At 63.8% G+C, this 20,924-nt stretch carries 25 protein-coding genes; 7 read left to right on the top strand and 18 right to left on the bottom strand.

All coding sequences use genetic code 11. The features are described from left to right. Nucleotides 1-28: 28 nt before the first annotated feature. The 4 genes from ABIE40_RS21000 to ABIE40_RS20985 all read left to right on the top strand — a co-directional run bounded on the left by ABIE40_RS21000 (nt 29) and on the right by ABIE40_RS20985 (nt 2,567). The gene (locus tag ABIE40_RS21000; protein WP_112714571.1) at nt 29-676 is read left to right on the top strand and encodes an amino acid ABC transporter permease; all 648 of its coding nucleotides are present in this window, start codon (nt 29-31) and stop codon (nt 674-676) included. A 10-nt stretch (nt 677-686) separates the two neighbouring features. Beyond that, nucleotides 687-1,346 (top strand): amino acid ABC transporter permease, encoded by a 660-nt coding sequence (locus ABIE40_RS20995; RefSeq protein ID WP_199625599.1) that lies wholly within the window; start codon nt 687-689, stop codon nt 1,344-1,346. 14 nt (nt 1,347-1,360) lie between these two features. Further along, complete coding sequence (locus ABIE40_RS20990) at nt 1,361-2,110, top strand: amino acid ABC transporter ATP-binding protein (RefSeq protein WP_199625893.1); 750 nt, start codon at nt 1,361-1,363, stop codon at nt 2,108-2,110. Nucleotides 2,111-2,264: 154 nt separating this feature from the next. Further along, complete coding sequence (locus ABIE40_RS20985) at nt 2,265-2,567, top strand: hypothetical protein (protein ID WP_112714567.1); 303 nt, start codon at nt 2,265-2,267, stop codon at nt 2,565-2,567. Here the strand turns inward: ABIE40_RS20985 and ABIE40_RS20980 are convergent. Further along, a complete protein-coding gene (locus ABIE40_RS20980) occupies nt 2,545-3,678 on the bottom strand; it encodes an HPP family protein (protein ID WP_199625598.1) in 1,134 nt (377 codons plus the stop codon). The two genes, ABIE40_RS20985 and ABIE40_RS20980, sit on opposite strands and share 23 nt — an antisense overlap. A 263-nt stretch (nt 3,679-3,941) precedes the next feature. After that, nucleotides 3,942-4,202: a DUF982 domain-containing protein gene (locus tag ABIE40_RS20975; RefSeq protein WP_199625597.1), complete on the bottom strand. Its 261-nt coding sequence runs from the start codon at nt 4,200-4,202 to the stop codon at nt 3,942-3,944. A 171-nt stretch (nt 4,203-4,373) separates the two neighbouring features. Here ABIE40_RS20975 and ABIE40_RS20970 point away from each other — a divergent pair, with 171 nt between their 5' ends. Both ABIE40_RS20970 and ABIE40_RS20965 read left to right on the top strand, forming a co-directional pair. After that, entirely contained in the window at nt 4,374-4,526 is a 153-nt protein-coding gene (locus ABIE40_RS20970; protein WP_199625596.1) for a hypothetical protein, read from the top strand. Nucleotides 4,527-4,564: 38 nt separating this feature from the next. Then, nucleotides 4,565-4,831, top strand: a complete 267-nt coding sequence (locus tag ABIE40_RS20965; protein ID WP_246777582.1) for a hypothetical protein — start codon at nt 4,565-4,567, stop codon at nt 4,829-4,831. Between the two features lie 25 nt (nt 4,832-4,856). On the opposite strand, the gene ABIE40_RS20960 is transcribed toward ABIE40_RS20965, so the two are convergent. The 13 genes from ABIE40_RS20960 to ABIE40_RS20900 all read right to left on the bottom strand — a co-directional run bounded on the left by ABIE40_RS20960 (nt 4,857) and on the right by ABIE40_RS20900 (nt 15,701). After that, the gene (locus ABIE40_RS20960; protein WP_199625595.1) at nt 4,857-5,231 is read right to left on the bottom strand and encodes a hypothetical protein; all 375 of its coding nucleotides are present in this window, start codon (nt 5,229-5,231) and stop codon (nt 4,857-4,859) included. After that, the gene (locus ABIE40_RS20955) at nt 5,221-5,433 is read right to left on the bottom strand and encodes a hypothetical protein (RefSeq protein WP_112714557.1); all 213 of its coding nucleotides are present in this window, start codon (nt 5,431-5,433) and stop codon (nt 5,221-5,223) included. The genes ABIE40_RS20960 and ABIE40_RS20955 overlap by 11 nt, the downstream gene beginning before the upstream one ends. Before the next feature lie 165 nt (nt 5,434-5,598). Further along, nucleotides 5,599-6,480, bottom strand: coding sequence for an alpha/beta hydrolase (locus tag ABIE40_RS20950; RefSeq protein WP_199625594.1), 882 nt, complete (start codon nt 6,478-6,480; stop codon nt 5,599-5,601). Then, the gene (locus ABIE40_RS20945) at nt 6,477-7,667 is read right to left on the bottom strand and encodes a branched-chain amino acid ABC transporter permease (protein ID WP_354541097.1); all 1,191 of its coding nucleotides are present in this window, start codon (nt 7,665-7,667) and stop codon (nt 6,477-6,479) included. The genes ABIE40_RS20950 and ABIE40_RS20945 overlap by 4 nt, the downstream gene beginning before the upstream one ends. A gap of 11 nt (nt 7,668-7,678) precedes the next feature. Beyond that, nucleotides 7,679-8,599, bottom strand: a complete 921-nt coding sequence (locus ABIE40_RS20940; protein ID WP_199625592.1) for a branched-chain amino acid ABC transporter permease — start codon at nt 8,597-8,599, stop codon at nt 7,679-7,681. 2 nt (nt 8,600-8,601) lie between these two features. Beyond that, nucleotides 8,602-9,381 (bottom strand): ABC transporter ATP-binding protein, encoded by a 780-nt coding sequence (locus ABIE40_RS20935; RefSeq protein ID WP_199625591.1) that lies wholly within the window; start codon nt 9,379-9,381, stop codon nt 8,602-8,604. Nucleotides 9,382-9,383: 2 nt separating this feature from the next. After that, a complete protein-coding gene (locus tag ABIE40_RS20930; protein WP_112714547.1) occupies nt 9,384-10,100 on the bottom strand; it encodes an ABC transporter ATP-binding protein in 717 nt (238 codons plus the stop codon). Between the two features lie 42 nt (nt 10,101-10,142). Next, entirely contained in the window at nt 10,143-11,399 is a 1,257-nt protein-coding gene (locus ABIE40_RS20925; RefSeq protein ID WP_112714545.1) for an ABC transporter substrate-binding protein, read from the bottom strand. Nucleotides 11,400-11,775: 376 nt separating this feature from the next. Next, nucleotides 11,776-12,540 (bottom strand): HpcH/HpaI aldolase family protein, encoded by a 765-nt coding sequence (locus tag ABIE40_RS20920; protein ID WP_199625590.1) that lies wholly within the window; start codon nt 12,538-12,540, stop codon nt 11,776-11,778. A gap of 8 nt (nt 12,541-12,548) precedes the next feature. Then, nucleotides 12,549-13,334 (bottom strand): 2-oxo-hept-4-ene-1,7-dioate hydratase, encoded by a 786-nt coding sequence (hpaH, locus tag ABIE40_RS20915; RefSeq protein ID WP_199625589.1) that lies wholly within the window; start codon nt 13,332-13,334, stop codon nt 12,549-12,551. Between the two features lie 71 nt (nt 13,335-13,405). Further along, entirely contained in the window at nt 13,406-13,942 is a 537-nt protein-coding gene (locus ABIE40_RS20910; protein WP_199625588.1) for a hypothetical protein, read from the bottom strand. A gap of 92 nt (nt 13,943-14,034) precedes the next feature. Beyond that, complete coding sequence (locus tag ABIE40_RS20905; RefSeq protein ID WP_199625587.1) at nt 14,035-14,817, bottom strand: IclR family transcriptional regulator; 783 nt, start codon at nt 14,815-14,817, stop codon at nt 14,035-14,037. 47 nt (nt 14,818-14,864) lie between these two features. Continuing rightward, the gene (locus tag ABIE40_RS20900; RefSeq protein WP_199625586.1) at nt 14,865-15,701 is read right to left on the bottom strand and encodes a methylenetetrahydrofolate reductase; all 837 of its coding nucleotides are present in this window, start codon (nt 15,699-15,701) and stop codon (nt 14,865-14,867) included. A 99-nt stretch (nt 15,702-15,800) separates the two neighbouring features. On the opposite strand from ABIE40_RS20900, the gene ABIE40_RS20895 reads away from it, so the two are divergent. Next, the gene (locus tag ABIE40_RS20895) at nt 15,801-17,180 is read left to right on the top strand and encodes an aminotransferase-like domain-containing protein (RefSeq protein WP_354541096.1); all 1,380 of its coding nucleotides are present in this window, start codon (nt 15,801-15,803) and stop codon (nt 17,178-17,180) included. Here the strand turns inward: ABIE40_RS20895 and ABIE40_RS20890 are convergent. The 3 genes from ABIE40_RS20890 to hemA are packed head-to-tail and all read right to left on the bottom strand — an operon-like array spanning nt 17,163 to nt 20,890. Continuing rightward, a complete protein-coding gene (locus ABIE40_RS20890) occupies nt 17,163-17,660 on the bottom strand; it encodes a DUF934 domain-containing protein (protein ID WP_199625585.1) in 498 nt (165 codons plus the stop codon). The genes ABIE40_RS20895 and ABIE40_RS20890 overlap by 18 nt on opposite strands. Continuing rightward, nucleotides 17,647-19,644 carry a DUF2849 domain-containing protein gene (locus tag ABIE40_RS20885; RefSeq protein WP_199625584.1) on the bottom strand — a complete coding sequence of 666 codons (1,998 nt, stop codon included), beginning with the start codon at nt 19,642-19,644 and terminating at the stop codon, nt 17,647-17,649. The genes ABIE40_RS20890 and ABIE40_RS20885 overlap by 14 nt, the downstream gene beginning before the upstream one ends. 22 nt (nt 19,645-19,666) lie before the next feature. Further along, nucleotides 19,667-20,890 carry a 5-aminolevulinate synthase gene (gene hemA, locus ABIE40_RS20880; protein ID WP_199625583.1) on the bottom strand — a complete coding sequence of 408 codons (1,224 nt, stop codon included), beginning with the start codon at nt 20,888-20,890 and terminating at the stop codon, nt 19,667-19,669. Nucleotides 20,891-20,924: the final 34 nt, after the last annotated feature.

Below are 20,924 nucleotides of genomic sequence, written 5' to 3'. Positions count from 1 at the left end.
TGACCATTCGACTTTTCGGAGCGTTTCTATGGATTTGGCGCTTATGCAGCGCGTCCTCCCCTTCTTTTTGGAGGCTGCGTGGGTGACGGTGCAGATATCTTGTCTTTCACTTCTGCTCGGATTCCTGGTCGCGATCGCGCTGGTCGCTCTCCGGCTTTCCGATTTTCTTGCTGTCCGGTGCCTCTCGAGGCTCTATGTCAGTGTGTTCCGCGGCACGCCCTGCCTGGTTCAGCTCTTCGTCATCTACTTTGGCGGACCGCAAATGGGCCTGGAGCTTGACCCTTTCGTCGCCGGCGTGATCGGCCTCGGCCTGAACATTGCCGCGTACATGGCCGAATCCATCCGCGGAGCCATCGAGAATGTCGATCGTGGCCAGTCGGAAGCCGCCCGATCGATCGGATTTGGGCGGGCTGCAACACTCAGGCTCGTGGTGCTGCCCCAGGCGGCGCGGTTGATGATCAGACCGCTCGGCGTGAACGCCGTGGGGCTGATCAAGGGATCTGCCTTGGTGTCATCGATCTCCGTCGTGGAGCTGACTTACACCGCCCAGCGGTTCATCAGCTCAACCTACAAGCCGTTCGAAATCTTCTCGGTATCCGCGGTGCTTTACATCGTCATGGTCTATGCGGTCCGGTTGGTCGTCGATCGCCTTGATCAGCGTTTCGCGGCAAGGTGAGGACGCCGATATGCAGAATCTGGATTTCTCCATCGTTACACCCTATGCCGGGCTTCTTGCGACCGGCTTGTGGTGGACACTCGTCATGTTCGTCGGCTCAAGCATACTGAGCCTTACCTTCGGCATCGGCTTTGCGCTCGTGCTGCTTTACGCCCCGTGGTTCTGGGCCTTGCCGGTTCGCTTTCTGACCTGGCTTCTCATGGGAACGCCGCTGCTTCTGCAGCTCTATCTGATCTATTACGGTCTGGTGCAGGTCGGCATCGACATTCCGGCGATCGGCGCCGGTATCATCGGCCTAAGCCTGCATTTTGCCGTCTATAATGCCGACGTCTTCAGAGCCGGAATATTGTCTGTCGACGCAGGACAAATGGAAGGCGCCCGTTCGATCGGGCTCAGCCGCGGTCAGGCACAGCGCTACGTTATCGTCCCACAGGCGCTGCGCCGGACGATTGCACCCATCGGAAACAACCTGATCGTTCTCCTGAAGGACACATCGCTGGTCTCCATCATCGGCATTGCCGAACTGGTCTACAGCGCACAGCTCGCTATCAGCGAGACCTACAGCCCGTTCGAATTCTACCTGACTGTCGCCGCCATCTATTACGCGGCCAATCTTGTTCTCGAAGCCGGCCTGCAATTTCTTGAAATCAAGGTGGAGATGTCACGGTGAGCACCGCAAAGCTTATGGTCGAGGTCAAAGGTGCCCGGAAGGCATATGGGCCGCTGGAGGTCCTCAAGGGTATCGACCTCTCTGTGTCGCGGGGCCAGATCATCGCGATCATCGGCCCCAGCGGGTCAGGAAAAAGCACGCTTCTGCGATCGATCAATCAGCTCGAATTGCTCAACGCCGGAGAGATCTGGCTGGACGGCGAGCAGGTGAACAGGCCGCTTAAGGGGCAAGCCTTCGAGAAGCATATCAATGCCGTGCGCCAGCAGATGGGCATGGTATTCCAGCACTTCAATCTGTTCCCGCATCTGACGGTTTTCGAGAATATTGCGCTTGGGCCGATCAAGCTCAAAGGCCTTTCGAAGCAGGTGGCCCGGGAGCTCGCGCTCGGTCTGCTGTCGAAGGTCGGCCTTGCGGACAAGATCGATGAATATCCGTCCCGCCTGTCGGGTGGCCAGAAGCAACGCGTGGCCATTGCCAGAGCACTGGCCATGCAGCCGAAGGTGATGCTTTTCGACGAGGCGACATCGGCGCTGGATCCCGAGCTGGTGGATGAGGTCAACGCCGTGATGAAACAGCTCGCTGCCGAGCACATGACGATGTTGATCGTGACCCATGAAATGCGCTTCGCCGGCGAAGTCGCTGACCGGATCGTCTTCATGGACGGCGGTGTCGTCGTCGAGGAAGGGACGCCGCAACAGATCTTCCAGAATCCGGCGCAGGATCGAACCCGCTCGTTTCTGAAGAAACATCTGCACGACAGGTAAGGCTCACGCTCGCAGTGGAGGCTCGCCTGCCGAAAAAAGGCGCGCCCTGCTGGCGAAATAGTCAGCCTCCGGCCGCCAAAGGCGGAAAACACCGGGATTAGAGGGGTGGCACGGCGCTTGCTTCGATCTGATATCGACAGATCGATGGGTGCCCATGTTCAACCTTGCGATAACCTGCCTGCTTCTTGCCGCAGCACTTGGCCTCAGCCTGCGCCGGTTCAGCCTGCCATATCTTGCGAAAGGCGAGATTGCTGAGCAGTCCTCGCCGGTGACGATGGTGGCGAGTGCGGTGTTTCTGGCGGCGCTCGCGCTGGCGGTTTCCGATCGGGGACTGTGGTATGCGGCCGTCGCCATCGGCGGTGGCCTTCTGGTGGCGCTGGTCTTCGATCAGGACAATCCGCGGATGACGGCCGCTTTGTCGGTCGCCTGCCTGCTCAGCTACGTTGCGCTGAGATAGGCGGTCCCTCTTTCTTCGGAAGCGACCGGGCGACGGCGCTCAGCAGATCTGTTTGCGAGATCAGCCCGAGGATATGACTGTTGCCGTCGACGATGATGACGGCATGGGTGCGGCCATCGGTCAGAAGCGGCAGGAGATCGAAGGCCCGGTCTTCGGCGCGCGCGGTGACCGCTTCCGAAATCTGACCCTCCAGTGAGCCCGGCAGGAGCGCGATTTCGCGCAGGCCGACCGTTCCGATCAGCCGCCTCTCGGCGTCCCTGACCGGCAGCGTGCGGATATTGTGGTGGAGGAGCAGCCATCGGGCCTGCTCGACGGTACCATCGAAATCGATGGCGATGACGTCGCGCGACATGATGTCGGCGCAGGTGATTTCGGCGTTCGAGCGGGCAACGGCCTCGAATTCGACGCGGCGCAGCACGCGGCCGAGATCGGCGCGATCGATGTCGAAGACTTCGTTCAAGGCGGCGAGCGCCGCATCGATATCCTCGTCGCGAAATCCGGTGCGCTCGGCTGCCGGCGGATCGGCCGTCAGGTGCGTGTTCACAGGGGCGGCGGCAACATGCGGATAGTTGTGGCGCGACAGCTTGTGGAACAGCAGGCCGATCGCCACCAGCAGGCAGGAGTTCAGCGCCACCGGCACGAAGGGAAACAGCATTCCCCAACTGGCGACGACAGGTCCGCCGAGAACGGCCGTCAAAGCCGCAGCACCGCCCGGCGGATGCAGGCAGCGGGTGAAGGACATGGCGGCGATCGCCAGGGACACGCCGACGCCGGTGGCGATGATCGGATCCTTGATCAGGCTGGCGGCGGCAACGCCCATGATCGCCGAGATGGTATTGCCGCCGATGATCGACCAGGGCTGCGCCAGCGGGCTCGCCGGCACGGCAAAGAGCAGCACGGCGGAGGCGCCCATCGGCGCAACGATCAGCGGCAGATGCGATCCTTCGCCAAACAGCAATCCGCACATAAGGCCGGTGAGCGCGATCGCCACCAGCGCCCCGAGGCAGGCAAGAAGCCGGTCGCGAAGCGTCGCGCCCGCCAGCATGGGGTGGAAGAGCCTGGATGATAGGGAGCGCTTGCTCGCTGCGTCGCGCGGTCCTTTAGGGGGCATGGATCGGCCTGTCAGATGAATTGCTGTCTTCAGTGAGAAATCTGTGCCGGGGAGGCGGATGGCGCGGCAAGGAGCAGGTCCTTGAAGCCGCTAAGGGGATCAACGGTGATAGGGAATAAACCGCCGCATCGGCCAGGCATCTCAACTGTCGAGGCTCTTCTATTCTCGAAATGAGAACGCGATCAAGACCTGCTGTGCCAGAGAACCAGGACGAGGTGACGCATCTTGTGGTCCGAAGCGCGCTGTCCGTTCGGCACTAAACGCTAAACGACGGCAGGCGCTTCGATCGGGACGCCTGCCTCGGAGGCGGCGGAGATGAAGCTCAGCCTCGCTTCCAGCGGCGTGCGCAGCCCGGCCTCGACATCCGAGCAGATCTGCAGTGCTTCCATGAAGGCGCGGCCGGTCGAAACCGGCCATGCGTTCAGCAGGATGGCCAGCGCCTCTGCTGTCGTCGCCACGATATGCATGTCGCCCGTTCGCTTGCAGGCGACCAGAACCGGCATTTCCCAACGGCGTGTACTCATGTCCAGCCCTCAACCAAGACAGGAAAACCATACAGAGTACACCGTCACGGCGTCAAAGCCGGAAATCTCCGCATTCGCAGCATGATTAAGGAGGCGCTAAGCGGTTGTCCATGCCGTAGTCGGGAACCGGGAGGCCATTCCGCGAATTTATGGAATGCAGAGGAGATGACCATGATCCGCAAGCTGAAATCCGGCGAATACCGGCTTTATTCCCGCAAGGTCGATCCGAAGACCCACAAACGGCGCAATCTCGGGACGTTCAAGAGCCGCGAGGCGGCCGAGAAGCATAAGCGCGAGGTGCAGTATTTCAAGCGCCACGGCTGACGTCTGCGATCGTCCGGTTGCTCAAGGAGGATAGTGCAGTGGTCGACGACGAAGAAGTTCTGATGAAGCGCGACTGGCTGGCGACGGTCTCGGGCGTCCATCTTCACAATGTGCATGGCGACGATCTCGAGGAAAGCCCGTGCAACATGCTGCTCGGCAACGCGATCCTGCATGTGGCCAGCCTGGAAAAGGCCGCCTGCGAGCATCGCGGCGCCAAGGTTGTGATGGGAGAGCTGATGCTCGATTGCGCCGAATGCCGGGCGCTCGCCGAAAAATTCGGGGCGCGTCTGGCGGTTATCGAATAGGTGGCCCCTGACGTGGCGCGGCTGACTAGAGCGCCCCGTCCGCGCGGCCATCCCTGGCCGTCAGCAGGGCGAGAGCCGATTGCGCGACACCGACGATCGCTTCCAGCAGCTCGCTATCGCTCGCCTGCATGATGCCCAATCCGGTAATGGCATCCTCGAATTCACCCGCTGCCGGCGTCCCGTCGTCGAGCTTTCCCGACAGCTCGAACCCCGCCTCGCAGACCTTGGTCAGCTCGTCGCGTTTGCCGATATCGGTCATGCCCGGCAGCGATATCGCGACACGCTCCAGCTCGGCGATGAAGGCGGCCGTCTCGAGCGACAGCTGCGTCAGCGGCATGTGCCGGGCGTCGGCGTGGATGCGGGCAAGCGAGGCGCGCATTTTCATCCGGTCAGCTCGCATGACCGGCTCCGTCCAGGCTTTCCGACGCCGCATTGTCGTTCGACGAGTTGATGCCCAGGCTATCCTCGATCATCGCCCGCAGCATGGCAAAGCGAAGCTCGAGCGCCGTCACCTCGACCGATTTCGTCAGATTCGAAAGGTCGGCTGCGAACAGATCGAGCTCGTGCAGGAGCGATTGAACATCGGATGTCAGATAGCCCATGAGGTTCCTATGTCTGAAGCGACTCGGGATCGAGTTTCGCTAGACACTTAACCGGCAATCATGGCCTGCGAAGGCCGATGCGGCTGGCATGGTGAACATCCCGTAAATACTGACAGGGTGTGTTTCAGGATGATCCGCCGCCCGGCCGCACCTGCCTCAACCTTTTCAATGCGGTAGCTTTCCGTCGATGAGATCCATGACGGTGCGGGTCATTATTCCGTCGCGCGTCTTGAAACCTTCCAGCACTTCGAAGTGGTTTGCATTCGGCAGGACGAAGCTGCTGGAGCGATTGCCGCTGGCTTGCCAGGCCTCTTCGAAACGCCGGGACTGCCCGGCAAAAGCCTCCGGATCCGCATCGCCCCAGGTCAGCGCAAGCGGTGCGGCGAGCTTGCGGACATTCAACAGCGGGCTGTCGTTCTGGATCGTTGTCGGCGTCAGCCTCAGCGACGGCTGCAGGAAGCTGCCGGCAAGCGGTGTCAGGTCGAACAGGCCGCTGATCGCAAAACCGGCCTTCACCGTGTCGTCAGGCAGGCCGTAGCGCGACCAGTCGGTCAGCAGCGTGGTGGCCGTCAGGTGGCCGCCCGCAGAATGCCCGCCGACAACGATCCTGTCGGGATCGCCGCCGAAAGATTCGGCATTCCTGTAGGTCCAGGCGACGGCGGCCCTGACCTGGCGGACGATCTCGCCGATTTCGACGGTGGGGCAGAGATCGTAGGTGACGTTGACGACACAGGCACCCGCCGCGACCGGTCCGGGCGCCACCATGGAGAAGACCCGTGAGGTCAGCGATTTCCAGTAGCCGCCGTGAACGAAGACGAAGATCGGCGCCTTCTTCGGAGAAGGCGAGGGACGGTAGAGATCGAGATGCTCCATCAGCGTCGGGCCGTAGGCGATACCGAGCTGCTTGTCGTCGATGGCCGCTTCGGCGGCCGCGCTGTCTTCCATGAAGCGGCGCGCATAGATCATGAAATCGGGAACGGAGGCCTCGACGTCATAGGCGGCATCCAGCGCGGCCTGGGTCTCGTAGCCTGAAAACAACTGTGTCATTGCGCTTCTCCTGAGGTGGATGGTTGCTGTAGCGATCGGGTGAGGGCGGGGCGATGCCCGCCACGCCGATCGAGAAGGCCGGCGAGCCCCTGCGGCAGAAACAGCATCAGGGCGATCGATATCAGCCCGAGCACCCCCAGCTGGCCTTGGCCGGACATCTGGCCGAGGATGCGATCGACGATGACGAAGAGGACAGCGCCGATCAGCGGGCCGGAGACGGTTCCCATGCCGCCGGCCACGGCGACGAAGACGACGTAGGACGCCCAGGAGATCGAGAAGCCGGATGCCGGCGTGATGATCATCGCGTCCATGAAATAGAGCCCGGCCGCGAGCCCGGTCACGAAGGCACCGATCAGGAAGATCGCGGTCTTGATGCGCATCACGTCGATGCCGCTGCTTTCGGCCGCTTCCTCGTCGTCGCGCACCGCCATCAGCGCCAGCCCGTAGGTCGAGCGCATCGAGAGGAAGATGCCGAGCGTGACGGCGGCGGCGAGGCCGAGCGCCAGATAATAGAGCGTCAGCGCATCGACACCGGCATTGATCTGCATGCCGCCGCCCGCGCCTGCAAGCGGCCAGCCGTTGAAGATCGTTGCGACGGATTCGGCGATCAGCCAGGTGGCGATGGCGAAATGCGCCCCGCGAAGCCGCAGGAGCGGCAGGGCGCCGAGAAACAGGAAGAGCAGCAGTGAGGCGCGGCGGGTGAAGGCGTCGCCGAAGAGATCGAGCTCAGGCCACAGCGTCACGGCGATCTCATATCCAACGGCAAGACAGAGGGCGGCGCCGAGCGCCCAGGATCGCCTCACCGGCCGTTTGAAGCCCATCGGCACGACGAGCAGCATGGCAAAAGCCAGCGGCACGAGGCCGGCAAAGATCCAGACCGCCGCCATGGGTGCGGCGGCGTAGTAGATCAGGATGGCTTCGGAAAAGCCGGCAAGGCCGATGAATACCTGCTGGCCGAAGGAGAGCATGCCGCCGAACCCGGCCATCAGGTTCCAGGCATGGCCGAGCGTCGCGAAGATGAAGACCGACATCAGCAGGTGGACGACATAGCTGTCGGCGCCGGTTGCTACGGGAACGAGCGTCAAGGCGGCGAGCAAAGCGAATACTGCGATCAGCCGCGGCGCCGGTCTGGCAAGGCTGGCGGTTGCCGGAGGCGAGCCGATGGCGGGGGAACTGGAGATGTCCATGGGTGCCGGTCCTATCGCTTGAAGAGCCCCTGGGGGCGTGCTGCGAGTACGAGAAGAATGAGCAGGTAGCCGGCGAGCTGCTGCGCCGCCGGCCCGAAATAGGTGCCGGCCAGAACCTGGGTGATGCCAAGCGCGATGCCGCCGAGGAAGCAGCCGCCGAGCGATCCGAGCCCGCCGATGACGACGACGCCGAAGGCGGTCAGCAGGTAGGGAGGGCCATCGAACGGCTGGAAGGAGCGCGACATGCCGATCATGAACCCCGCGAAGGCGGCAAACATCAGCGACAGCCCGGCCGCAACGCCATAGACATGGGCGGTACGCATCCCCATCAGTGCGGCGATTTCGGCATCATCCGATGTCGCCCGGATCGCCCGGCCGATATGGGTGCGCTGCATGAAAAGTGCCAACGCGCCGATCAGCAGGGCGGCAAGTACCAGAAAACCAAGGCGCAGCGTCGAGATGCTGAGATCGTCGCTGAGCGCGATCGCCGAGAAGGAATAGCTGTTGCGGATCGTCTGGGCGTTGGTGCTGAACACCACCTGCATCGCCTGCGATAGCACCGTCGAGATGCCGAAGGTGATCAGCAGCGGCAGCATCATCCCCATGATCGGCGAGAGGCCGCGCCGCTCGACGGCGAATGTCGAGACGCGGTTCAGCAGTCCGCGCTGCAGGGCATAGCCGATGAGAAACATCACCGGCACCAGCGGCAGCAGCGCCCAGAAAGGCGAGACCGGATAGAGCCCGAGAATGACGACGGCGAGATAGGCCGCCAGGATCAGCCAGTCGCCATGCGACAGGTTGACGAGCTTCATGACCCCGAAGCTGAGCGCAAGGCCGACGCTGATCAGCGCGTAATAGCCGCCAAGCGTCGCTCCCGTCATCAGGCCGTTGGCGAGGTCGATCCAGGCCCAGTAGAAATCCTCCATTGTCATGATCACAGGGCTCCCTGGGCAAATTTGCGGATCGAGGGATGGGAATGGCGGCCGCCGCCGAAATAGGCGGCGGTGATCGCCTCGCGGGTGAGCGCAGCGGTCTCGCCGGACAGGACGATGCGGCCCTCCAGCATGACGGCGGCGCGCCCGGCAAAGGTCATCGCCCGCTGCAGATCCTGTTCCACGAGGATGATGCTCAACCGGTCGCGCAGCCGCTGCAGATTGCCGTAGAGGTCCTCGACGGTGGCAGGCGAAAGCCCGAGCGAGACTTCATCGAGCAGCAGCAGGCGCGGCGAGGTCATCAGCGCCCGGCCGATCGCCACCATCTGCTGCTCGCCGCCGGACATTTGCGTCACGATCTGGCGGCGCCGTTCCGCAAGCTTTGGGAAGAGATCGTAGATTTCGTCGAGTTTCTGCCGGGCGCTACGCCGCCAGACCGGCAGGTAGGCGCCGCAGAGCAAATTGTCTTCGACGCTCATGCGCGAAAACAGCCGCCGTCCCTCCGGGACGAGGGCAATGCCCAGCTCGACGATGCGCTCGGGCGGCAGGCGTTCGATCGCCTGGCCCTCGAAGCGCATGCGGCCGGTCAGCCGCGTCTTTCCGCCGACTGTCGTCAGTCCGGTGATGGTCCGCAGCAGCGTCGATTTGCCGGCGCCGTTGGCGCCGATCAGCGCCAGGATGTCGCCGCGGCGAAGCTCAAGATCGATATCGAACAGTGCCTGCAGTTCGCCATAGAAGGCGGAGATTTCGTCGAGTGCGAGAATGGTTCCGGTCGCGGACATCGTCAGGCTCCGAGATAGATGCGGCGGGTTTCGGGAAGGGCCATGACCTTGTCGGGATTGCCGTCGGCGACGATCTCGCCGCCAGCCAGAACCATCAGCCGGTCGGTGGCGGTCAGCATCGTGCGGATCACATGCTCGATCCAGACGACGGCGATGCCGAGGGAGCGCACGCTTTTCACCATGGAGATGAAAGCACTGACCTCTTCTTCGGTCAGCCCCGCCGCCACCTCGTCGATCAGCAGCAGGCGCGGCCGCATGGCGAGCGCGCGGGCAAGCTCGTGGCGTTTGCGCACCAGGAGCGGCAGGCTGCCGGCGAGCATGCCGGCATGCGCCGAAAGCCCGGTCAGCGCCAGCGTCTCGCCGACCCAATGGTCGGCGGAACGCTGGTCCATCTGTCCGGCAAAGGTTGCCGCCACGCGCAGGTTCTGCTCGACGGTCATTTGCCCGAAAGGCTTCGGCACCTGATAGGTCCGCCCGATGCCGAGCCTGGCACGGCGATGCGGCGGCGCCGTCGTGATGTCCTTGCCGCAGAACCGCACCATGCCGGACGAAGGCTTGATATGGCCGGAAAGCATGCCGAACAGCGTCGTCTTTCCGGCGCCGTTCGGGCCGATCACGCCAAGCACTTCGCCTTCCGAGACATGGAAACTCACGTCCTTCGCCACGGTGAGTGCGCCGAAGGATTTGGTGAGATTGGTGACTTCGAGAATCCTGGTCATGTCGGTTGTCTCCGTCCGGATGTGTCGCAGATCGAAGGCGCCCTATTCGTAGAGCTTCATCTCGGCTGTCTTCTGGACTGACGGGTAGACGGCGTTGAAGACGTTTTCCTTGATGATCTTTCCCTGCGCCGGGTCGAAGCGCCATTGCGCGCCGCCGAGCGGCTGGACCGAGAAGTTCTGCTTGTTGAAGGCGACGGGGCCGGCGACGGTATCGACCTTCGTGGTCCGCAGCGCGGCGAGGACCGCTTCCCTGTCCTTGGTGCCGGCACGCTGGATGGCGCTCAGCAGCACGTCATAGGAGGCATCGTCGTATCCGAGCGGCGGGATATACTGCTTCCCGGTCGCCTTCTCGAAACTGTCGACCAGCGCCTGGCCGCTATAGCCGCCGAAGGACGAGCTGCCAGGATAGGCGGGCGACCAGAAATTCACCGAGAGCAGGCCGTAGCCGACCTCGCCGAGGGCCGCCATCGGCTCCGGATAGCCGGTGCCCTTGTCGATGATGTACATTTTCGGCTTGAAACCGGCCTGGGCGGCCTGCTGCAGATAGTTCTGCATATCCGGCGGGGCGAGCACACCGGCGACGACCTCGACGTGATTGCGTTTGAACTGGTTGATCAGCGAGGAGAAGTCGGGCAGCCCCTGCTGGAAACGGCCGGGATCGACAGGCTTCCAGCCCTCGCCCTTGAAGACCGGATCGAAGATCTTGGCAAACACGGTGCCGTCGGCATCGTTCGGATAGAGATAGCCGATCTTGCCGTTGAAGCCGCCCGGCAGCGCCTTGATCATGCCGACATGGTTCTTCACCAGATCGGGCACCGAGAAGAAGAATTCGAAGGCGTATTTGTATTCCTTCGGCTTGCCGTCGGGGCCGAGAAGCCAGGCTTCGACCGGGGTGTTGGTGACGATGCAGGGGATCTTGTTGCGTTCACAGAGATCGGAGGGCGCATTGGTCGTATCGGGCGTGCCCTGCGCCATCAGGAAATCCACCTTGTCCTGCAGGATGGCCTGGGTGGCGGCTTCGGCTGAACCGGCGACGGTGCTCTTGCTGTCGTAGATCTTGTAGCTGATCTTGCAGAGATCGTTGCCGACCTTCAGTCCACCGGCGTCGTTGATCGGCTTCAGCTTGTTGTCGTCGACCCACGGCGTATCCTTGCCGACATCGGCGAGCGGGCCGGTCATCGGCACGATACGGCCGATGCTGATGCTACAGTCCGCCGCCAGCGCCTGCCCGGCGGGCAAAGCGGTAAGCAGAAATGCGCCTGCGAGAATTCTCTTCATGCTGATAAGGCTTGCCGTCATATCGTTCCCCTTTATTGGCAGCAAAGAACCTGTCTCCCGGAGGGCATCTCCGGGCGATTGGGCATGCGTGACCGATCGTTTTGAGGCCGAGCGAGACCCTTCGCCGCCGCGATGCGCGGGGCGTCGAACTCACATTCCGCGACCCGAACGGGCGGGCTGACTGTCTGGTATTGATCTGCAGTGAAGTCTATTATTTTTCATGATTACGTCAATATGAAAAAAATAAGACATTAACGATTTTTCGGCGTTTTCCTGCCGGGGCGCAGATACGGCAATGCCGCGCATTTCCTATTGAAAATCAACAGGAAATCAGCGCGGCAGGAAGCCACGGCAGAGTATGTCGCAGCCCGCAGACCGGGCGCTATCGGCCGCCCTTCTAGAGCGATGCCGCCTGCGCGAGCAGCGCTTCCGACGACCGGGCCAGCAGCCCGGCATCGACGCCGACGGCGAGAAAATCGACGCCGGCGTCCGCCGCCATCTTCATCAGCACCGGATCGCCGCTCAGAAGCCCGGCTGGCTTGCCAGCCGCCTTGATCTTGCTGATCGCATCGACGACCGTCTTGCGCAGGCCGGGATTGCTAAGATCGGCGCCGAAGCCGATGCTGGCGGCGAGATCGGCGGGACCGACGAAGAGCGCATCGACACCCGGAACCGCCGCGATGGCCTTCAGGTTGCCAAGCGCTTCCGCCGTCTCGATCTGGACGATGACGCAGAGATCCTCGGCGGCCTTGTCGAAGTAGCCCTTCTCGCGGCCGAAACGGGTCGCCCGGGTCAGGCCGGAGACGCCGCGTATGCCGCATGGCGGATAGCGGGTCGCGCGCACGGCGGCTTCCGCCTCCGCCGCGTTCTGGACATAAGGGATCAGCAGCGTCTGGGCGCCGATGTCGAGCAGCCGCTTGATCAGCACGGCATCGTTGGAGGCGGGCCGGACGATCGCCGAGACGCCGGGATAGCCGGCGATCACCTGGAGCTGCGGCAGCACGGTCAGCGCATCGCCGGGCGAATGTTCGGTATCGAGGAGCAGCCAGTCGTAGCCCGCCCCTGCCACCACTTCTGTGGCGAAGGCAGAGGACAGGGTGCACCAGAGGCCATGCTGGCGGCGACCCTCCGAGAGGGCCTGTTTGAACAGATTGCGGGGCATGGCGTCACCTATGCGAAGGAGATGCCGATGGCGCCGAGCGGGCCGTAATCGGCCTGGATGACGTCTCCGGAGACGATATCGACGGGGCGGGTGAAGGAGCCGCCGAGGATGAACTGGCCCTTGCGCAGGACCTCGCCCTGGTCTGCAAGCTTGTTGGCGAGCCAGGCGACGCCGGCGGCCGGGTGTCCCATGATGGCGGCCGATACGCCCGATTCCTCGATGATACCGTTCTTCGACAATGTCGCGGCGACCCAGCGGATATCGACATCGAACGGCCGCACCGGCCGCCCGCCGACGACCACGCCGCCCGATGCCGCGTTATCGGCGATCGTATCGGTGATCGCGCGCGGCACTTCCGTGCGGTAGTCGATGATCTCGAGCGCGGGAACGACGACTTCGGTGGCGCGCATCACGTCGTAGATGTTGCAGCCCGGTCCGCTCAGATCGTCCTTCAGGACGAAGGCGAGCTCAACCTCGAGCCGCGGCCTGATGAAGCGTCCGGCAGGGATTGTCTGGCCGTCGCGGAACATCATGTGATCGAGCAGGGCGCCGTAGTCCGGTTCGGTCATCTTCGAGGCCATCTGCATGGCGCGCGATGTCAGACCGATCTTGTGGCCGACAATGCGACGGCCTTCGGCAAGATGATGTTTCACCCAGCGGCGCTGGATCTCATAGCTTTCGGCGAGCACGAGTTCGGGATGGCTCTTCGAGAGCTGCGGAATGACGGCGCGGCTCATTTCCGCATCGAAAAGCGAGCGGGCTGCGGCGTCGAGTTGGGCTTCGGTCAGTGGCATTTCGGATGTCCTTGAAACGGGATGACGAAAGCGGCCGGGATGCGGCCGCTTTCCTGATGTGCTCGGGGGCCTCAGACGGCCGCGGTCACAAGCTGCGACACCAGAAATGCGGTGACGGCGACGAAGGCTACCATCGTGGTGAAGATGGTGATGTTGACGTCGAGCGCGAGGCCGAGCGGGCCGCCGACCGGCAGGTAGCCGTTCTCGTCGTAGTTCTCGCCCGCGTAGAACCGCTTGCCGAGCACGGCGGCGAAGAAGCCGCCATAGACCGCCACGGCAGCCACCAGCGGCAGGATCAGCTGCGGCCGTTCCGGCAGGATAGGGAACCAGATGATCGCGAGCATGGCGATGGCGAGAATGATGTAGCTCACCACCTGCCACACACAATGGAAGCGCGCATGGCCGGTCCAGCGCGGGTTGGTCGCGTGCGTCTTGTTGAGATCGGCCAGAGCCGGAATGAGGCTGTAACCAAGGGTCACGATGGTCAAAAGAATCTTCACGGCAAGCAGCATGGTTTCCTCCTCCAGAAAGGCTGCGGCATCCAAGACTGTATCGATATGCGGTACAGCTGTATCGAAATTGTAGATACGCGAGCGGGAAATTGTCAACGGCAAAACGCCGCTTAGCCCTGCGGGCACGCGGCGTCGCGAGTTAACATCCTAATTTCGCTTGGATTTATCGATTCCCGGAGACCGGTCGGTCAGTGGCCGGTTACGGTCTCGATCGAGGCCCGGCACTTTGCCAGCGCCTCGCGCACCAGTCCGGCGCGCTCGTCATACCGCTGCCGCGGCATCAGGACGCCAAGCGCGTAACTGGCATTTCCGACGCCGCGAACCGGAAGCGATAGCGCGCAGACGCCCGCCGCATATTCCTCCTCGTCGGCCGCAATGCCGCCGGCACGGATCTTGGTGATTTCGGCGAGCAGCGTGGGGCCGTCGGTGATTGTCTGCGGCGTGATCTTCGGCAATCCGCCGGCGATGATTTCGGCGACATCGGCATCGGACATCTGTGACAGATGCGCCTTGCCGTTCGAGGTACAGTAGAGAGGAAGGGCCGAGCCGACCTGCGAGACGACGCGCAGCACCCGCCCGGCGCCCTGGACCTGGTCGATCACCACGGCGGCATTGCCCTGCAGCAGGGTCAGGTCGACGCTTTCCTCGACATCCTGATGCAGCTGCTCGATCGCCGTGCGGAAGAATTGCCTGATATCGCGATAGGCGAGCGTCGCGATCCGCGGTATTTCCGAGCCGATCCTGACGCCGACCTTATCCACCTCGGTCGCCACCAGCCGCTCGACCTCCATCGCCCCCACCAGCCGCTGCACGGTTGCCCGGGCAAGCCCGGTCTGCTTGGCGATCTGCCCGAGGCTGAGCCCCGAAGGCTCCTCGGCGAGCGCCCGCAGGATCGACGCGGCACGCGCGATCAGGCGGATCTCGTTGCGTTGGCCCTTGGCCTTGGTCGGGGAAGAGTCTGGCGGCGTCATCGATGCTTCTTCTGGGTTGGTTCCCTTTTCGTAGCCGCTGACCGCCGTCAGTCAATAGCAGAATGGTTCGGCGTCACCACGCGGTTCAACCACTCGATGGCTGCTGCGATGCCGCCGAACGGGTACAGATGGAAGAACACGTTGCCGAGCGCCCGCCTCTCGAGACCTTCGAGCAGGCGCGCTGCAAAGCGGTCGGCCGTCACCACCGCATCGGGATCGCCGAGTGGCTCAGGGGAGAGTGCGACGCCGAATTGCCGGGCGAAGCGGATCAGCGTTGCCGCCCGCGCCGGGCCGGGAATGCCGATGCGGACGGGCACATGGATGCCCGCATCCCGCAGCCTGGCGATCCAGCCGATAATGGCATCCGCATCGAAACCGTATTGCGTGGTGATCTCGGTCTCGCAGCCGCTGTCGCGAAGGAAGGCCAGCTTGGCGAGCAGCGCCTGCCACAGCGCCGCATCGCTGATCTTCGGATGTCCCTCGGGATAGCCGACGATCCCTGCGCGGGCGATGCCGTGGCGCTGTAGAACGCGGCTTTCGAGGAGTGTCATCGCATCGGAATAAGGCCCGGCCGCCGTGGCCGGATCGCCGCCGACGAAGAGGAAGCGCTGCGGAGAAGCGGCGGCTTTCAGCCCACCGATCAGTGTCTCCACGTCGTCTTCCGATGTCAGGCGGCGGGCGGAGATGATCGGCACCGGCTCGAACCCGGAGCGGCGCAGGATGCGCGCGACCTCGATGCGCTGGGCATGCGTCTCGTTGCCGAGGAAGGCGATATTGACCGGCGTACCCGGCGCGATTACCGGCCGGGCGGTTTCGATCTCACCGATACCCTTGCCGGTGATCTCGAGCGCGTAGTCCGCCCACAAGCCGCGTCGTTCAGACATTCTCTTCCCCTAGCAATACCAGCCGTTTTGCGGCGCATCGGGATTGCCATACATGGGCATAAAAATGTATGTCAATGCGGCATACATGGAGGGTATCTTATGTGGCAGCCGCGGCTGAATGAAACCGCCCGCATGAAATATCTCGGCATCGTCGAGGCGCTCGAGGCGGATATCCGCGCGGGCCGGGTGACGCCGGGTGAACGGCTGCCGCCGCAGCGGACGATCGCCGAGACGCTGAACGTCGATCTGACCACCGTGACACGCGCCTTCAACGAGGCGCGGCGGCGCGGACTGGTCGAGGCTCAGGCCGGCCGCGGCAGTTTCATCAGCGAGCGGCTGGAGGAAAACGGCCCGCTGGAACGCCGGGCGCCGCTCATCGATCTCAGCATGAATATCCCGCCGCAGCCGCAATCGGCCAATCTGAAGAAGGTCCTGCCGCAGGGGATCGCCGAGGTTCTGGCCGGATCGCGTGGCCTGCTCAGCTTGCATTATCAGGAGAGTAACGGCGCCGAGATCGACAGGAAGGCTGCTGCCACATGGCTCGGCCAGCGTATTGCAGGCATCTCCGCCGAGCGAATCGTCATTGCCGGCGGGGCGCAGAGCGCGCTGTTTGCCGTCTGCGATCTGTTGCTGCGCGGCGGTGATGCCATCGCCGCGGGCGAGGTCACCTATCCCGGCCTCAAGGCGGTGGCGATGCAGAAGGGTATCCGGCTCGAGCCGCTGGCGATGGATGCCGAGGGCATCATCCCCGACGCCTTCGAGCGGCTTTGCAGCCGTGCGCCACCGAAGGCGCTCTACGTCATTCCGTCGATCGACAACCCGAGCACGGCAACGCTGCCGCAGGCGCGGCGCCAGGCGCTTGTTTCGCTTGCCCGTCACTACGGCGTGGCGATCATCGAGGACGATCCGTACAGCTCGTTGCAGCCGGAGCGGATCGTCTCGTTTGCAGAGCTGGCGCCCGATATCACCTGGCATATCGCGACGCTCTCGAAATGCGCCACGCCGGCGCTCCGCGTTGCCTATGTCGTGGCGCCCAATGCCGGGCAGGGGCTGCGGCTTGCCGGCGTGCTGCGCGCGACGATCCTGATGGCGCCGCCGCTGATGTCGGCGCTTGCCAGCCGCTGGATCACCGACGGCACGCTCAATGAGCTGACGGCGGCCATTCGCGCCGAGAATGCCGTCCGCCAGAAACTTGCCGCCGCCATTCTCGGCGGCATTCCCTTTGCCGCCGATCCGCACGGCCACCATCTGTGGCTGACGCTTCCTGATCATTGGCGGGCGGCGGATTTCGCCGAACATGCAGATCGTGCCGGCGTTTCGATCGTACCGGCATCGGCCTTTGCAACGGCAGGCGCGACGACCGAAGCGGTCCGCATTTCGCTCGGCGTCGCGCCCGACCGCGGCGCCCTGGAGGATGCGTTGACGCTTCTCTCCGGTCTGATCGCACAGCCTTCGCTGGCGTCACGCGCCGTGGTCTGACGACCGGTTGTTCATCAGCCGCTGCAGCAGCGGCTTGGCCTGCACGCGCTGGTCTTGGGTGGCATTGCCGTTCCTCCACCGGGCCGGTGGGTGTTCCGCCGGGGTGACGATCGAGGTGAAACCGCATTGCCGCAGCAGCGGCAGTTGATCCGGCAGCAGATGGCCGATGGCGCGGACGTCGCCCATGAAACGGTGCTTGTTGCGCAGCGCATGGGCGATGGTGAAGCCGCGGCCGTCCCGGAATTTTTCGAACAGGACGACCACCACGTCGAGCTCATCGAGCAGCGGTGCGATCAAATCGGCCGATTGCTCCGGCCGCAGCAGGACGCCGACCGGCCTTGCATCCGGTGGCAGGCGCTCCAGCCCCTGCAGGGCTTCGGCCGGCACAACGGTGTAAGGCGCCGGTATCGCATCGGTCTCCGGCTGCGGATAGAGCCAGCGATCGGGAAGCTCCTCGCCGAGGTGATTAATCAGCGCCATAGACGGCCTCCTTGAACGGCGCCGAGCCGAGACGCCGGTAGGTATCGATGAACCGCTCGCCGTCCTGGCGTTCGGCCAGATAGGCGCCGGTGATCGCTTCGATGGCATCGACCACCTTGTCGGAGGCGACCGACGGACCGATGATGCTGCCGATCGAGGCCTTCTCGTCGGCGGCGCCACCGAGGGTGATCTGGTAGACCTCCTCGCCGCTCTTATCGACGCCGAGCAGGCCGATATTGCCGACGTGGTGATGGCCGCAGGCATTGATGCAGCCGGAAATGTTCAGGTCGAGCGCTCCGATCTGCCGCTGCCGGTCGGGATCGGCAAAGCGCGCCGCGATGCGCTGCGCGACGGGGATCGAGCGGGCGGTGGCGAGGCTGCAGTAGTCCATGCCAGGACAGGCGATCATGTCGGTGATCAGGCCGATATTGCCGCTTGCAAGCCCGGCCTCCACCAGCCCGGTCCACAGAGCCTGCAGATCGGCCTGGCGCACATGCGGCAGGACCAGGTTCTGCTCATGGGATATGCGGATCTCGCCGAGCGAGTAGCGGTCGGCAAGGTCTGCGACCACATCCATCTCGTCGGCGCTGATATCGCCCGGAATGCCGCCCTCCGGCTTCAGCGAGATGACGGCCGAGATGTAGCCCGGCTGCTTGTGCGGATGCGTATTGGTCTTCGCCCAGAGGCTGAAGCCGCGATTCGCCTTTTCTGCGGGTATCTCCGGCAATGCCTCGAAAGGCGGCGGGTTGAAGCGGGCGGCGACGGCTTCGACGATCTCCTCGTGGAGAACGTTGTGATCGTCCGGCAGGGCGGCGAATTCGTCCTCGATCATGCGGATGAAGTTTTCCGGCTTCATCTCGCGCAGCAGGATCTTGATGCGCGCCTTGTAGATGTTGTCGCGGCGGCCGAGCGCGTTGTAGACGCGCAGGATCGCCTCGACATAGCGCAGGAGATCGCGCACCGGCAACCAGTCGCGCACCTTGGTGCCGGCCACGGGTGTGCGGCCGAGGCCGCCGCCGGCATAGATCGTGAAGCCCGGTTCGCCGGCCTCGTTGCGGCTCGCCAGAATGCCGATGTCATGGACGCGCACGGCGGCGCGGTCTTCGGGGCTGCCGGTGATGGCGATCTTGAACTTGCGCGGCAGGTAGGTGAACTCGGGATGGTCGGTCGACCATTGTCTGAGGATCTCGGCGTAGAGGCGGGGGTCGACGACTTCTTCGGCAGCCGCTCCGGCAAAATGGTCGGTCGTGACGTTGCGAACGCAATTGCCGCTGGTCTGGATCGCGTGCAGATCGGCCTCGGCCAGAACGGCAAGAATATCGGCGGCGTCTTCGAGCCGCGGCCAGTTGAACTGGATGTTCTGGCGCGTCGTGAAATGGCCGTAGCCGCGGTCGTAATAGCGGGCGACATAGGCGAGCTGGCGCATCTGTGCGGCGCTGACGACGCCGTAGGGCAGAGCCACGCGCAGCATGTAGCCGTGAAGCTGCAGATAGAGGCCGTTCATCAGCCGCAGCGGTTTGAATTCCTCTTCGCTGAGCTCCCCCGCCAGACGGCGGTTGATCTGTTGGCGGAATTGTTCGGCGCGGTCGCGCAGGAACTGCCGGTCATACTCGTCATAGCGGTAGATACCGGCATAGGGCGACGACGAGGTCGCCGACGGGAGCTCAGGAAAGGGCGGCTGCGGCCACTGCGCCGGCTTGCCGGGTGTCGCGAGGTCTCGCCGCACGCTCGGCCCCGTACCCCGCAGGCGCTCGCGCCGTACTGCCGGCACCCATTCGCCCTCGACGCACTCGGCTTCGATCGTGCGGGTGTCGACGACGATGTTGCCGCGTTCGGAAAGCCGGGCCGTTTCTATCAGTTCGGCAAGGCGCTCGTCTTCGATAATGGTTGCCTTGCCGAGGTCCTCGGTCCAGCGGCCGCGTGTGTCGAACCAGACGGCAACGCCGTCGCTCAGCCGGTTGGCTGTTATCATATGGGCAGGCATGGTCGTCTCCTCTGGGGCAATGTCAGGCGGCGGCCGAGTGGCCGAACCAGCCGAGCTTTTCGCGGGCCTCGCAGAGAGCAGAGACGAGTGCGCGCATATGCGCCTGCGTGTGGAATGGCGTCGGCGTGATCCGCAGCCGCTCCTGGCCGCGGGCGACCGTCGGGTAGTTGATCGGCTGGACGTAGATGTTGTGCTCGCGCATCAGGAATTCGCTGGTGGCGCGGCAGAGATGCGCGTCGCGGATCATCAGCGGAATGATGTGGCTGGCGCTGTCGAGGATCGGCAGGTTGGCCGCTTTCATCATCTGCTTCAGCAGCGTCACATTCGCCTGCTGCTCGCTGCGCTCCTGCGGATGGGCCTTCAGGTGCTGCACGGCTGCCAGAGCGCCTGCCGCCAGGTGCGGACACATGGATGTCGTGAAGATGAAGCTGTCGGAGAAGCTGCGCACGACGTCGATCAGCATGGCCGGGCCGGTGATATAGCCGCCCATCACGCCGAAGGCCTTGGCCAGCGTGCCCTCGATGATGGTGACGCGATCGGCGACGCCGAGCTGTTCGGCAACGCCGCCGCCGTGCTCGCCGTAGAGGCCGACGGCATGCACCTCGTCGAGATAGGTAAGCGCTCCATGCTTTTCGGCAACGTCGCAGATTTCGGCGATCGGCGCGATGTCGCCGTCCATGCTGTAGACGCTCTCGAAGGCGACGATCTTCGGCCTTGCGGGATCGATCCTGCTCATCAGTTCGTCGAGATGGGCAGCGTCGTTATGGCGGAAGATGAAGCGCTCGGCGCCGGAGCGGCGAATGCCCTCGATCATCGAATTGTGGTTCAGGGCGTCGGAGAAGATGGCGCAATCGGGCAGTACCTTGCCGAGCGTGCCGAGCGCCGCGAGATTGGAGATCCAGCCGGAGGTGAAGATCAGTGCGCCCTCCTTGCCGTGCAGATCGGCAAGTTCGGTTTCCAGCGCCACATGCTGGCGGTTGGTTCCGGAGATGTTGCGCGTGCCGCCGGTGCCGGCGCCGAAATCGTCGATCGCCGCGTGCATGGCGGCCAGCACGTCGGGGTGCTGGCCCATGCCGAGATAGTCGTTGCTGCACCAGACCGTCACATGCCGGGTTTCGCCCGTCGACCCGTGCCACAGCGCGCTCGGAAACTCGCCGGCGATGCGTTCGAGTTCCGCGAAGGTGCGGTACCGGCCGTCGAGCTTCAACTCGGAAAGAAGGGTCTCAAATCTAGCAGCATAGTCCATTGCCTTGCTCTTTTCCGCCGCCTGGCTGGGGGAA

This window comes from Rhizobium sp. OAE497 (genome assembly GCF_040546565.1).
Classification (GTDB): domain Bacteria; phylum Pseudomonadota; class Alphaproteobacteria; order Rhizobiales; family Rhizobiaceae; genus Rhizobium.
The sequence above is the reverse complement of the archived record's forward strand: the minus strand, read 5'-3'. Positions and strand labels throughout refer to the sequence as shown.